Annotated in this window: 12 protein-coding genes; 9 read left to right on the forward strand and 3 right to left on the reverse strand. The window is 39.1% G+C overall.

Annotation, left to right across the window (positions count from 1 at the left end; translation table 11 throughout):
• Positions 1 to 158 precede the first annotated feature (158 nt).
• A complete protein-coding gene (locus MKL51_RS16645; RefSeq protein WP_032005528.1) occupies positions 159 to 1,127 on the forward strand; it encodes an alpha/beta hydrolase in 969 nt (322 codons plus the stop codon).
• On the opposite strand, the gene MKL51_RS16650 is transcribed toward MKL51_RS16645, so the two are convergent.
• Entirely contained in the window at positions 1,124 to 2,314 is a 1,191-nt protein-coding gene (locus MKL51_RS16650) for a helix-turn-helix domain-containing protein (protein ID WP_032005526.1), read from the reverse strand. The genes MKL51_RS16645 and MKL51_RS16650 overlap by 4 nt on opposite strands.
• 142 nt (positions 2,315 to 2,456) lie before the next feature.
• Here MKL51_RS16650 and exaC point away from each other — a divergent pair, with 142 nt between their 5' ends.
• From exaC to MKL51_RS16675, 5 genes are all read left to right on the forward strand, one after another.
• A complete protein-coding gene (gene exaC, locus MKL51_RS16655; RefSeq protein WP_002119354.1) occupies positions 2,457 to 3,968 on the forward strand; it encodes an acetaldehyde dehydrogenase ExaC in 1,512 nt (503 codons plus the stop codon).
• A 220-nt stretch (positions 3,969 to 4,188) separates the two neighbouring features.
• A complete protein-coding gene (gene eat, locus MKL51_RS16660; protein WP_270904362.1) occupies positions 4,189 to 5,625 on the forward strand; it encodes an ethanolamine permease in 1,437 nt (478 codons plus the stop codon).
• Between the two features lie 13 nt (positions 5,626 to 5,638).
• On the forward strand, positions 5,639 to 7,024 hold the full coding sequence (locus MKL51_RS16665; protein WP_005046422.1) for an ethanolamine ammonia-lyase subunit EutB: 1,386 nt from the start codon (positions 5,639 to 5,641) through the stop codon (positions 7,022 to 7,024).
• 10 nt (positions 7,025 to 7,034) lie between these two features.
• Positions 7,035 to 7,850 (forward strand): ethanolamine ammonia-lyase subunit EutC, encoded by an 816-nt coding sequence (gene eutC / locus MKL51_RS16670; RefSeq protein ID WP_032005524.1) that lies wholly within the window; start codon positions 7,035 to 7,037, stop codon positions 7,848 to 7,850.
• Between the two features lie 166 nt (positions 7,851 to 8,016).
• The gene (locus MKL51_RS16675) at positions 8,017 to 8,739 is read left to right on the forward strand and encodes a glutamine amidotransferase (RefSeq protein WP_032005522.1); all 723 of its coding nucleotides are present in this window, start codon (positions 8,017 to 8,019) and stop codon (positions 8,737 to 8,739) included.
• Between the two features lie 426 nt (positions 8,740 to 9,165).
• Here the strand turns inward: MKL51_RS16675 and MKL51_RS16680 are convergent, their stop codons facing one another.
• A complete protein-coding gene (locus MKL51_RS16680) occupies positions 9,166 to 10,893 on the reverse strand; it encodes a glutamine--tRNA ligase/YqeY domain fusion protein (protein WP_017385407.1) in 1,728 nt (575 codons plus the stop codon).
• A 167-nt stretch (positions 10,894 to 11,060) separates the two neighbouring features.
• Here MKL51_RS16680 and MKL51_RS16685 point away from each other — a divergent pair, with 167 nt between their 5' ends.
• Entirely contained in the window at positions 11,061 to 11,570 is a 510-nt protein-coding gene (locus tag MKL51_RS16685) for a peptidylprolyl isomerase (RefSeq protein ID WP_002122280.1), read from the forward strand.
• Positions 11,571 to 11,585: 15 nt separating this feature from the next.
• Positions 11,586 to 12,305 (forward strand): UDP-2,3-diacylglucosamine diphosphatase, encoded by a 720-nt coding sequence (locus tag MKL51_RS16690; RefSeq protein ID WP_032007741.1) that lies wholly within the window; start codon positions 11,586 to 11,588, stop codon positions 12,303 to 12,305.
• 7 nt (positions 12,306 to 12,312) lie between these two features.
• On the opposite strand, the gene MKL51_RS16695 is transcribed toward MKL51_RS16690, so the two are convergent.
• Entirely contained in the window at positions 12,313 to 12,543 is a 231-nt protein-coding gene (locus MKL51_RS16695) for a hypothetical protein (protein ID WP_032005518.1), read from the reverse strand.
• A 137-nt stretch (positions 12,544 to 12,680) separates the two neighbouring features.
• On the opposite strand from MKL51_RS16695, the gene nfsB reads away from it, so the two are divergent.
• Positions 12,681 to 13,334: an oxygen-insensitive NAD(P)H nitroreductase gene (gene nfsB / locus MKL51_RS16700; RefSeq protein ID WP_014207095.1), complete on the forward strand. Its 654-nt coding sequence runs from the start codon at positions 12,681 to 12,683 to the stop codon at positions 13,332 to 13,334.
• Positions 13,335 to 13,372 lie beyond the last annotated feature (38 nt).

The following is a 13,372-nucleotide window of genomic DNA, read 5'->3' on the forward strand; positions in this document are numbered from 1 at the left end:
CCCTCCGACCGTTGACTTACTTTTTTGGGGAATACTTAGCTCCAGCGGTATTCCCTTTTTTTAGAATCTATACTCCAACCTTTTCCAAACCTAATTGACAATTCACCCATTTCATTGAAGGATACTCTGCATGTCTTAATTACAATAGCTCGATAAAAATGAATACATCTTTAGCTAATCAAACTTATGTTCCAGATATTTTAGGCACAGGTTACGAACAGCTCACACTTAGTTTTCCTGATGATTATGAAGGGAAAGTTGTAGCAACCTTAGTGCGTAAAAAAGCCGCTCAATCTACTCAAAAAGCCGTGCTGTATATTCATGGTTTTTTAGATTATTTCTTTCAAACCGAAATGGCTGAGCAATTCAATGCTCATGGTTATGACTTCTATGCACTTGATTTAAGAAAATATGGCCGCTCAAAGCTGCCTCATCAAATTTTCTATAATGTGCTTGATTTAAATGAATACAACGCCGAAATTACTCAAGCATTACAGATTATTGGCGAAGAGCAACACACTCAGGTTTTACTCGCAGGGCATTCAACTGGTGGTTTGACAGCAACGCTTTATGCTGCCCATCATCCAGATCATCCTCTTATTAAAGCGCTATGGGCAAATAGTCCGTTTTACGACTTTAATTTAAGTCTAGTTGAAAAGAAATTTGGTATTCCAATGCTCAGTCGAGTAGGAAAATATCTACCAAAAGTTAAATTTCCAAGCCAATTAAACAAATGGTACACCACCAGTCTTCACAAGCAGCTCAAAGGTGAATGGGAGTTTAACCTTGACTGGAAACCAACCTCTGCCCCTACAGTTCAGCTCAGCTTTGTACATGCGATTCATACGGCACAAAAAGAGATTCACCGTGGGGTTAAACTGAACGTTCCCGCACTGATTATGCATTCGCATCAAACTAAAAACCCAAAAAAATGGGGACCAGATGCAACTCAAAGTGACGTGATTTTAGATGTTAATGACATTGAAAAACATGGTAAAAAAATTAAAGGTGATGTCTCGGTTGTCTCTATTCACAATGGATTACATGACTTAGTCCTTTCGGCCCAGCCAGTACGAGAACAAGTCTATCAACAATTGTTCCAGTGGCTGGATCAAAAAATTACTTAACTAAGCTTAGGTGAGTCAAGGTATTTCACCAGCAGTTGATGCGCAGGATGTTCACTCGGTAAGAGCTCCATAAGGCGTTCTACCGCATCAATTGCTTCAGGGAAATGAGCTAAATGCTTAAGTAATAAATCTGTTTCTTGAGTTTTAAAAATCGCATCGCTCAAGCGTGACTCAAGGCAATCGCGCCATGCACACAAAAACGGACTTTCAGTTTTTGCCAGAAATACACCTGTGTAAAGCTTTAAAGCAGAGGCCGCATATCCCGCATCGAGTGCTTGTTCCGCTTGTAAAAAATCGGCCTCTACATGTACAAGTAAACGATATGGACGAGAACCAAGTAAACCACCCAAAATATCTCGTAGTTGAGACATTTCAGCTTTAAGTGTGCCCATGCTTACTTTACGTTCGCCATAGAGCGCCTGATAAAGATGCTCTAAAGTTAAACCATGCGGACATAGTGCCAATATGGTTAAAATTTCAATTTGACGCGGCGTTAATAATAAACTTTTGCCATTAAATTTAACTTGCGGTGTCGAAAATGCACGAATATGTAATTGCTGGCGCTGCTGCTCTAACAAAGCAGACTGAATAATGGATGCACAACGTTCAGCGGCCAGAATTCCTAAACTATTATGGTTCTTCCAAGTGGTTGATAAATCAACGACACCAAGGGTTTGTTTTGAGTATGGATCGATAATCGGTGCGGCATAGCAAACCCACTCATGAATCGATTCCATATAATGTTCATTTGAAAAAACACAGCTTGATTGTTGAGTTTTTAAAGATAAAGCCAAGGCATTGGTGCCCACAAATTCTTCACGCCACTGACCACCTTGTACGAAATGTACACGCTCAGCAGCACTTTGCATTTGAGCACTTGGTGCCGTCCAGATAATCGTACTGCCAATATCACCGACAGCAATTACCATTGAAGATTGCTCTGCAATATGACGTAAGTCATCGGCACATTGGCTTAAAGCCATATCTAAAGCATTTTGTGAAGCAGTTTTTTTCTCGACTAATGGAGCAGCAAAACGCTCTTTAGGAATCGCGGCAGAAGCCGATCGTTCCCACGAGCTTGCAATACTTTGGCCGAGTTTGGCAGCGTTCTGAGGAGAGAGACTATTTTGCGTGCGCAGTTGATCAATCAACGTCCGTTGCTGCAATAAATCCTTTTTTGTGAACATTTGTAAATTCCTTATATATCCACATTTCTATTCCAACCTTTCTCCAACCTTCTTCTTTATATCCTAATTATACAAAGTACGAAAGTACCTACTGACAGGGTTCTTGTTAGTCTTTAGTCCTAAAAAGCAAAGGAATATTTATATGCGCTATATCGATCCAAATCAACCAGGCTCAAAAGTTCAATTTAAATCACAATATGAAAATTTTATTGGCGGTGAATGGGTGGCACCTATAAAGGGTGCATATTTTGATAATGTATCTCCTGTTGATGGAAAAGCTTTCACACGTATTCCACGCTCTAGTGCCGAAGATATTGAACTCGCTCTAGATGCAGCACATAAAGCGAAAGCAACATGGAATAAAGCATCACCAACAGTACGCTCAAATATACTTTTAAAAATTGCCGATCGTTTAGAAGCAAATCTTGAAATGCTTGCGGTTGCAGAAACTTGGGATAACGGTAAAGCAGTTCGTGAAACTTTAGCAGCTGACCTTCCGCTCGCGATCGACCATTTCCGTTATTTCGCTGGATGTATTCGTGCTCAAGAAGGCGGAATCTCTGAAATTGATGAAGATACCATTGCTTATCATTTCCATGAACCACTCGGTGTAGTTGGTCAAATTATTCCATGGAACTTCCCAATTTTGATGGCAGCATGGAAACTTGCACCTGCTTTAGCAGCAGGTAACTGTGTTGTGATTAAGCCAGCTGAACAAACTCCAGTGGGTATTTTGTTGGTGGCTGAACTCATCCAAGACATTTTACCGCCGGGTGTACTTAATATTGTCAATGGTTTCGGTTCAGAAGTCGGCCGCCCGTTAGCTACCAACCCACGTATTGCAAAAATCGCATTCACAGGTTCAACCCAAACTGGACAAATGGTAATGCAATATGCGACTGAAAATATTATTCCAGTCACTTTAGAACTTGGCGGTAAGTCACCAAACCTTTTCTTCGAAGATATCATGGATAAAGAAGACGACTTCTTAGAAAAAACGCTTGAAGGTTTTGCTATGTTTGCCTTAAACCAAGGTGAAGTATGTACTTGCCCTTCTCGTGCTTTAGTACAAGAAAGCATTGCTGATCAGTTCTTAGAGATGGCTGTCGAGCGTGTAAAACGTATTAAAACTGGTCATCCACTTGATACTGAAACGATGATTGGCGCACAAGCATCTTTGCAACAACAAGAGAAAATCTTACGTTGTATTAACACTGGTCGTGAAGAAGGTGCAGAGCTATTACTTGGCGGTAGCGGCCGTAAAGAAGTAGGCGATGGTTACTATGTCGATCCGACTATTTTTAAAGGTCACAATGGCATGCAAGTTTTCCAAGAAGAAATTTTTGGACCTGTACTTGCTGTGACAACATTCAAAGACTTTGACGATGCAATTAAAATTGCCAATGACACCATGTATGGTTTAGGTGCAGGTGTATGGTCACGTTCAGCTCACATTTCGTATCGTGCAGGTCGTGCTATTGAAGCTGGCCGTGTTTGGACAAACTGCTACAACATCTACCCTGCACATGCTGCATTTGGTGGCTACAAGAAGTCTGGTATTGGCCGTGAAAACCATAAAATGATGCTAGATCATTATCAACAAACTAAAAACTTGTTAGTGAGTTATTCAACTAAACCAATGGGCTTCTTCTAAGTTTCGCACCAAGTTGATACCAAACTATCAACACTAGAAAGAAGTAAGATAATTAATTATATAAGAAGCCAGTAATTTAGATTGCTGGCTTCTTTATTTCCGATTGTTAAGCTTGAATTTTTATTATTTAGAATAAAAAAGCTCCATCTACTCTCTAAAGTGCTTCATTTAGGCATTGCTTTTGCATTGATTCATACAAACCCACTCGCAGGAGTATTGTATGAATCAACCAGAAACAGCTTCCGTTATTTCCTCAAAGACAGAAGTCTCGTCAGCAGAATATTTTGCTCAGCGTCAACTCAAACAAGGTACGGTTGGTTGGTTACTCCTGATTGGTTTAGGCGTAGCTTATGTGATATCGGGTGATTTTGCTGGCTGGAACTTCGGCATAGCCCAAGGTGGTTGGGGTGGGATGTTTATTGCCACTGCACTCGCTGCAATCATGTACCTATGTCTATGTCTTTCTATGTCAGAAATGTCCACCATGATGCCGACAGCAGGCGGCGGTTATAGTTTTGCGCGTGCTGCTTTTGGTCCTTTTGGAGGCTATTTAACAGGAACAGCTATTTTAATTGAATACGCAATTGCTCCTGCGGCGATTGCCGTATTTATTGGCGGTTATTGCGAATCTCTATTTGGTATTAATGGCTGGGTGATTTACCTCGCCTGCTATGCCATTTTTATGGGCATACATCTAAAAGGTGCCGGCGAAGCCTTAAAAATCATGTTCGCAATTACGCTTGTCGCTGCTGTTGCCCTGGTTGTGTTTATTATGGCAATGATTCCACACTTTAATGCACAAAATTTATTTGATATTCCAGTTGGCACAGCAGCTGGTGCAAGTCGTTTTCTACCTCATGGCTATTTAGGCATCTGGGCCGCAGTTCCCTTTGCAATCTGGTTTTTCCTTGCAGTTGAAGGTGTGCCATTAGCCGCCGAAGAAGCAAAAGATCCAGCAAAATCCCTGCCACGCAGTTTAATCGGAGCAATGCTCATCTTAACGGCCTTTGCCATGCTCATTTTATTCTTAGGTGCAGGTGCAGCGGGTGCAAGTACTTTACAAAACTCTGGCGCTCCCCTCTTCGATGCTCTGGTTAAAGTGTATGGCACTAATACTTGGCTTGCGACTTTTGTTAACTTTGTTGGTTTAGCAGGTTTAATCGCGAGTTTCTTTTCAATTATCTATGCCTATTCGCGTCAAATTTTTGCACTCTCTCGTGCTGGTTACTTACCTACTTCACTCTCTTTAACCAATAAAAATAAAGCCCCTTATCTCGCAATTATTATTCCAGGTATTATCGGGTTCTTGCTTTCACTCACCAAAGAAGGTGATTCACTCATTTTAATCGCTGTTTTTGGTGCCACCATTTCCTATGTATTGATTCTTTTATCTCACATCAAACTACGCCTATCTAAACCCGACATGCCTCGTCCTTATAAAACTCCTGGAGGAATCTTCACTTCAAGCATTGCACTGATTTTAGCAGTCGCTGCTGTGGTCGCAGGCTTTGTTGTTAATCCGAAAGTTTGGTTTATTGCTGCCGCTATTTATATCGTATTTATTGCTTACTTTTTATTCTATAGCCGTTATCATTTAGTGAAAGGTACACCAGAAGAAGAGTTTGCAAATATTAAAGCCGCAGAACAAGAACTATAAAAAGGATTCAACTATGAGTTATCGCAATATTGTCGCCAATCAACAGTATCACTTTGCTGACTTGAAGACCTTGATGGCAAAAGCTACACCGTTACGTTCAGGCGATGAGTTAGCAGGTGTAGCTGCCAGAGATGCAACCGAACATGTTGCGGCACAAATGACTTTGGCCGATGTACCGCTTAAAACTTTTTTAAATGAGGTTGTGGTCGATTATGAAACTGATGAGATTACCCGTTTAATTATTGATGAACATGATCTGGCAGCCTTTGCCCCTATTTCACACTTTACAGTAGGCGATTTTCGAAATTGGTTACTTGGTGAAGAAGCCACTGCTCAAAGCTTAAAAGCTTTAGCATCAGGTTTAACTCCAGAAATGGTGGCTGCAGTCAGCAAAATTATGCGCAATCAAGATTTGATTTATGTCGCCAGCAAATGCGAAGTGGTCACCCAATTTCGCAACACAATCGGTTTAAAAGGTCATCTTTCTACCCGTTTACAACCCAATCACCCGACCGATGATGTGCTCGGTATTTCTGCCAGTATTTTAGATGGTTTAATGTATGGCAATGGTGATGCCGTAATTGGCATTAACCCCGCCACAGATAATCTTCATAATTTGTCAGAGCTACTAAAATTACTTGATCATGTCATTCAGGAATATCAGATTCCAACACAATCTTGTGTTCTCACACATATCAGCTCAGGCATTCAACTTGCTGAAAAAAATGTGCCAATTGATTTAATGTTCCAATCAATCGCTGGTACCCAGCTAGCAAACGAAGGATTTGGAATTTCACTCGATTTACTACAAGAAGGATATGAAGCCACACTTGCACTCAAGCGCGGAACCATTGGACAAAACGTCATGTACTTTGAAACGGGTCAAGGCAGTGCCCTATCCAGCAATGCACATCACGGAGTGGACCAACAAACATTAGAAACTCGCGCTTATGCAGTCGCCCGTAAATATAATCCGCTTTTAGTGAATACAGTCGTTGGTTTTATTGGTCCTGAATACCTTTTTAACGGTAAACAAATTATACGTGCGGGACTAGAAGATCACTTCTGCGGTAAGTTGCTTGGCGTGCCAATGGGCTGCGACATTTGCTATACCAATCATGCTGATGCCGACCAAAATGATATGGATGTTCTCCTTACTCTATTTGGTGCCGCTGGCATTAACTTTATAATGGGGATTCCGGGTTCAGACGATGTCATGCTCAACTATCAAACAACATCATTCCATGATGCCCTCTATTTAAGACAACTCCTCGGTTTAAAACCCGCTCCTGAGTTTTCAGCTTGGCTTGAACAGCAAGGTATTTTTAAACAACAAAACTCTCAAATCTGTTGGGCAGACCACATGCCCGACCAATTCTCTCGTCTGCTCATGAACTAGGGAGAACGCCATGAAACTGAACCGTGATATTGAATATCCATCCTCTACCCATCAAGATCAGTGGGAAAAACTTAAACAGTTTACTGATGCCCGTATTGCTCTGGGCCGTGCGGGTTGTAGCATTCCAACACGTGCCTTACTTGAGTTCCAGTTGTCGCATGCGCAAGCAAAAGATGCGGTTTATCAAGAGATGGATGTTTCCTACCTCTCGGAGCAATTAACGCAACGGCAGCTGCAAAGTCTTCATGTACAAAGTAATGCACCTAATAAGGAAATTTATCTTAAACGTCCAGATTTAGGACGTCAGCTTTCAGAACAATCAAAAGAAGCCTTAATTAAGAAGTATGCAGAAAACACGCAACAGTATGATGTTTGTATTGTGGTCGGTGACGGTCTCTCCGCAAGAGCGATTGAAGCGAATGCTATCTCATTCATTACAATGCTGAATGAACAAATTCAGCAAGAAAACTGGAGCCTTGCACCAATTACAATTGCGACAGGCAGTCGGGTTGCATTAGGCGATGAAGTCGCAGAAATCTTTAAAGCAACCATGCTTGTGATGCTAATCGGTGAGCGCCCTGGTTTAAGCTCTCCTGATAGTATGGGAATTTACTACACATGGAATGCATATTCAGGCTGCCTCGATGCTAAACGTAATTGTATTTCCAATGTCCGTTCAGCAGGCTTAAGTATTCCAGTTGCAGTGCAACGGTTAATGGCACTCATGAAAAAATCCAAACAACTTGGTTTCTCAGGAGTTAATCTAAAAGATGAGCATCAACTTTCAAATATAGATTTTGAAGAAACTCAAAAGCTATTATTTTAAGCAATGGAATATGCAAAGAGATTTATTGGAAAATAGATAATCCTTTGCATAACAATATTATCTTAACGAAAAATATCAATTTTCAGGTATTGACGATTTATACAGATATTTTCTTCTTTATATTTATCGCTATACTCCACCTATTGATCTTCTATGAATCATTTGTATGAACACAACAAACGCCTTCCCTAAAACTATTTATGCCATTCAGCATCTTGCTTTCGAAGACTTAGGTTCATTAGAAGATGTCTTTTATCAACTCGGATTTCGCGTCCGTTATTTTGAAGCAGGTGTAGATGATTTAACTGCTGCTTTTGCACACGATGGATTAATTATTATTTTAGGTGGTCCAATCGGGGTTTATGAAACTGAAGATTATCCATTTTTAAAAGATGAAATTGCTTTACTCAAACAACGTTTAGCAGCAGATAAACCTACACTTGGTATTTGCTTAGGTGCGCAGCTGATTGCCCATGCGCTTGGCGCAAAAGTATATGCAGGACATCAAAAAGAAATTGGTTGGGGACCACTGAGCTTAAGCCTACGTGCCAATCAGGTGTTATCTCCTTTGCTTAATAATGTCCATGTTCTACATTGGCATGGCGATACTTTCGACCTCCCTGAAAACGCGGTGTTATTAGCTAGTTCAGAGATTTATACCAATCAAGCATTTGAAGTTGGAAATAATATTCTCGCATTGCAGTTTCATATTGAAACAACAGAAGAAAATTTTGAGAAATGGTTAATTGGCCATACATGTGAACTTCGTAATGCCAAGATTTCGATTCAGAAACTTCGCGAAGAAAACTTACAATATGCTCAAGCACTTGAACATGCTGCATTTGAGGTTATTCAAAGATTCTTAAAAAGAATTGGTTATAGTGGATAAACTATAAAGACTGTAATGTGCGCGAATATTAAATTTTACCATTTGGTATGATTGCTTGCTTATTTTTCAAACAAAGAGAGTGCTATATTCGCCTTTAACAAACATTTAATAAAATTTTCAGTGTATTATTAATTTGTAACACAAAATATACGTTGATTTACTATGGATATCTGGAAATTTCTTAAAAGCTTTAATACGGTCAATACTTATTTATTGCTTTCATGTATTCTCCTTATAATCTTGGTTCTTTATTTTTATGTGATTAATCCAACCTAAGCTAATTTGCCAGGGATATTAATCATAAAGAAAAAGAAAATATGAGAAGACATCTAAAAAAAAAGCCCAACTGAGTTGGGCTTTTTTATATCTGCTTTTTACTCACAACATATTGTTCGTCTTGCGAAAAAGTAAGAGATAATCAATCTCTTACTTTTTCTCAGGCTTGAAGCTATCTTTTAAATCGAGAATACGGTTGAAAACCGGTTTCTCTGGCGAATGATCATATTGATCAGCGACAAAATAGCCTTCACGCTCAAATTGGAAACGATCTTCAGGATTCGCTTGTGCCAAAGCTGGCTCAATGACAGCTTGTACCACTTTCAATGATTCAGGATTAAGATTTGCCAAGAAGTCATCGTCTGCATCAGGTGCGGCTTCAGTAAATAAACGATCGTAAATACGCACTTCAGCAGGAATCCCTTTAGTCGCAGATACCCAGTGAATCACGCCTTTAACTTTACGGCCTTCCGGATTCTTTCCTAGAGTTTCAGGGTCAATTGAACATTTCAATTCAATCACTTCACCATTTGCATCTTTAATAACTTCATCACATTTAATCACGTAAGCATGGCGTAAACGCACTTCACCGTCAGGAATTAAACGTTTAAAGCCTTTTGGCGGTACTTCTTCAAAATCTTTACGATCAATATAGATTTCCTTAGTTAAAGGAATCACACGATCACCCATATCAACATTAGGATGGCGAGCATGCGTAAGATCCATATCTTCAGGTAAATTAGTTAAAGTCACTTTAAGTGGACTTAAAACAGCCATACCACGCGCAGCAGTATTTTCTAAAGATTGACGAATACAGAACTCAAGCATTGCAACATCAACAATACCATCAGTTTTTGACACGCCTACACGCTTACAAAAATCACGTAAACCTTCAGGAGTAAAACCACGACGGCGCATACCGACTACGGTTGGCATACGTGGATCATCCCAACCATTTACATACGCACCTTCCACCAATTTACGTAATTTACGTTTTGATGTGATGGTGTAATCCACGTTTAAACGTGAAGATTCATACTGATGCGGAACAGCTTTAGATTTTACTTTTTCAACAATCCAGTCATAAAACGGACGGTGATCTTGGAATTCTAATGTACAAAGCGAATGGGTAATTCCTTCAATGGCATCAGACAATGGATGAGCATAGTCATACATTGGGTAGATTTTCCATTTATCGCCAGTTTGGTGATGCTCTGAATGTAATACGCGATATAAAATCGGATCACGCATATGTACATTTGTACTTGCCATATCAATCTTGGCACGTAAAACTGCTTCACCCTCTTTAAACTCACCGCTACGCATTTTTTCAAATCGAGCAAGATTCTCTTCAATAGAAGCATCACGGTATGGAGAGTTTTTACCTGGTTCAACAAAGCTACCGCGGTTTAACTTAATTTCTTCTGGAGATTGTAAATCTACATATGCATCGCCTTGTTCAATAAGTTGAACTGCCCATGCATATAATTGATCAAAATAACCCGATGCATAGCGTGGTTCACCATTCCAGTTAAAACCAAGCCATTTCACATCGTTAGCAATACCATCAACATACTCTTGTTCTTCAGCATCCGGGTTTGTATCGTCAAAACGCAAATTACACAAACCATCAAATTCTTCAGCCACACCAAAGTTTAAGCAAATCGCTTTTACATGGCCAATATGTAAATAACCATTTGGTTCTGGTGGAAAACGCGTTACGATCTGCTTTGCACGTCCCGTAGCCAAATCATCAGTAATGACTTGGCGAACAAAATCTAAGCCAGCCTGTTGTTCTTGCTGCGCAGAATCGACAGAGGCATGAGTATTCGGTGTCGGGTTATTAGGCAGGCTCGAGACAACATCATTAGGCTTCATAGTGTATCAATCACTTCTTTGTAGATAAATTTCGAAAAATTTAAACGCTATCTTCATTTTTCACAAAGATTTTAACGTTTTTTACTTGCCTTGTAGTTTACAGTTTGCTTATGCTTCTCTCAACCAAAAACCCATGGTCATAAGCCCATGTTTAGGAGATTAATGTAATGAGTTTTCCTCAAGTCGAATTAAACACCAATAAAGGTCGTATTGTTCTTGAACTAAATACTGAAAAAGCACCAAAAACAGTAGCAAACTTTTTAGAATATGTACGTGACGGTTTTTATGACGGCGTTATTTTCCACCGTGTCATTGATGGCTTCATGATCCAAGGTGGCGGGATGGATGAAAACTTCAAAGAAAAAGCAACTCGTGATTCTATCGAAAACGAAGCTGACAACGGTTTAAGCAATGATGTTGGTACGATTGCTATGGCACGTACTCAAGCACCTCACTCTGCTTCTGCACAGTTCTTCATTAACGTAAAAAATAACTCTTTCTTAAACCATACCTCTAAAACTGCTCAAGGTTGGGGTTATGCTGTATTTGGTAAAGTTGTTGAAGGTATGGATGTTGTTGAAGCGATCAAAGGTGTTCGCACTGGCAACCGTGGTTACCACGCTGACGTTCCTTTAGAAAATGTTGTAATCGAATCTGCTAAAATTATTTCTGAATAATTTTAGGAATAAGCTGTGACTTATCTGTTTATCTCTGATTTACACTTGTCACCTGAACACCCTCGACTTGTTCGAGGGTTTTTAGATTTATTGGTGCATTATCAAAATAAACAAACACAGCTTTATATTTTAGGTGACTGGTTTAACGCTTGGATTGGCGATGATTACTCAGCACCATGGCTCGATGAAATTGTTGAGGCATTAAAAGACTTTAACAAAAAAGGAAATCGGGTTTACTTCCAAGTAGGTAATCGTGATTTTGCCTTAAATCAGGTTTTCCTTAATAAATTTAACGGAGTACTACTACCTGACATTTATTATCTTAATATTGCTGGACATCAGTACCGTTTAGAACACGGTGATGCCCTATGTACAGATGATATTTCTTATCAAAGATTTAAGAAGATTATTCGAAATCCGCTCTTAGTTGCTCTTTTACGCCGTACACCACTGAGTTTTCGTACCAAACTGGTTAATGGCTTTCGAAAAAGAAGCTCCGCAGATAAACAGCAAAAAAGCTATGAAATTATGGATGTGAATGAACAAGCCGTTATTTCTGCTTTAGAAGATGCAGATATACTGATTCATGGGCATACCCATCGCCCTTCACTTCATAAAGTAGAAGCTAAACAACGAATTGTTCTTGGCGATTGGCGTGAAGATCAAGCTTATATTTTGGAAATTGATCCATCTTCAAATACGCAACAGCTTGAATTGATTATCTGGAATTATTAACTAAAAATTAGTCACTTTTTATTTGAACTTTCAATTCTTTAATTTTGTTATTTAAATCAAAATTGTAAATCGCACACATACTGGCAATAAATACAAATTTCCAGCTTATATGTGCATGATTGTGATACTCAATGTATAAAATCAAAAGACTCAAAATAAATGCAAAAATGATAAAGGCTTTCACAATTCTAATTTCCCGCAGCTTACTCTTTGCATCTGTTGGCATTAAATCAATCATTTTCAATAGATTACTAAAACTTTATATGAAATTATATTTCTTTATCAAACTACACAGGAAATGTTTTTAAATAAAATAGCGTATGATGGCAAAGATTAAATTCTCTCAATTGCTATAAAACTGATATGGAGTAAAGTATGGATTTATTAAATACGGTTAAAAGTCGCTATACAACAAAAGCGTATGATTCTGAAAAGAAAATTCCTCAAGAAAAAATTAAGAAATTATTAGAAATTTTACGTTTTACCCCATCTTCAGTAAATATTCAGCCTTGGCACTTTGTAGTTGCAGATAATCTTGCAGCTAAAGAACGAATCGCAAAAGCATTAACAGGAAAGTATGCTTACAATGCTCCTAAAGTGCTTGAGTCATCACATACACTTGTATTCTGTACAAAAACGGATATTACATCTGAGTACTTAAATCAACTACTTGAGCAAGATGATTTAAGTGGCCGTTTTAAAGATGAAAAAGCAAAATTAGGTCAAAAAGATACTCGCCATGGCTACGTCGAGTTCTACCGAAATGAACAGAAAAATTTATTCGGGTGGATGGAAAATCAAACATTCATTGCTTTAGGACAGCTACTCTTTGCTGCTGGCTTAGAAGGCATCGATGCAACTCCAATGGGTGGATTTGATGAAGAAGTTCTAAATACTGAGCTCGGGTTAACTGAAAAAGGCTTACGAAGCTCTGTGATTGTTTCTCTAGGCTACCGCAGTGAAAATGACTTTAATGCTAAGCTTCCTAAATCACGTCTGCCAGATGAAGTGATTTTCACATATTTATAAAAATCTCTATAGTTCAAGAGATTCTATTCTCTTGAACT

The organism is Acinetobacter sp. AOR18_HL, from assembly GCF_027855145.1.
GTDB lineage: Bacteria > Pseudomonadota > Gammaproteobacteria > Pseudomonadales > Moraxellaceae > Acinetobacter > Acinetobacter pittii.

What these genes read in the sequence shown, in the direction of transcription:
- exaC (WP_002119354.1), top strand. Translation starts at nt 2,457, where the DNA reads ATGCGCTATATCGATCCAAATCAACCAGGCTCAAAAGTTCAATTTAAA.
- MKL51_RS16645 (WP_032005528.1), top strand. Translation starts at nt 159, where the DNA reads ATGAATACATCTTTAGCTAATCAAACTTATGTTCCAGATATTTTAGGC.
- eat (WP_270904362.1), top strand. Translation starts at nt 4,189, where the DNA reads ATGAATCAACCAGAAACAGCTTCCGTTATTTCCTCAAAGACAGAAGTC.
- MKL51_RS16650 (WP_032005526.1), bottom strand. Translation starts at nt 2,314, where the DNA reads ATGTTCACAAAAAAGGATTTATTGCAGCAACGGACGTTGATTGATCAA.
- MKL51_RS16680 (WP_017385407.1), bottom strand. Translation starts at nt 10,893, where the DNA reads ATGAAGCCTAATGATGTTGTCTCGAGCCTGCCTAATAACCCGACACCG.
- MKL51_RS16695 (WP_032005518.1), bottom strand. Translation starts at nt 12,543, where the DNA reads ATGATTGATTTAATGCCAACAGATGCAAAGAGTAAGCTGCGGGAAATT.
- MKL51_RS16685 (WP_002122280.1), top strand. Translation starts at nt 11,061, where the DNA reads ATGAGTTTTCCTCAAGTCGAATTAAACACCAATAAAGGTCGTATTGTT.
- MKL51_RS16675 (WP_032005522.1), top strand. Translation starts at nt 8,017, where the DNA reads ATGAACACAACAAACGCCTTCCCTAAAACTATTTATGCCATTCAGCAT.
- eutC (WP_032005524.1), top strand. Translation starts at nt 7,035, where the DNA reads ATGAAACTGAACCGTGATATTGAATATCCATCCTCTACCCATCAAGAT.
- nfsB (WP_014207095.1), top strand. Translation starts at nt 12,681, where the DNA reads ATGGATTTATTAAATACGGTTAAAAGTCGCTATACAACAAAAGCGTAT.
- MKL51_RS16665 (WP_005046422.1), top strand. Translation starts at nt 5,639, where the DNA reads ATGAGTTATCGCAATATTGTCGCCAATCAACAGTATCACTTTGCTGAC.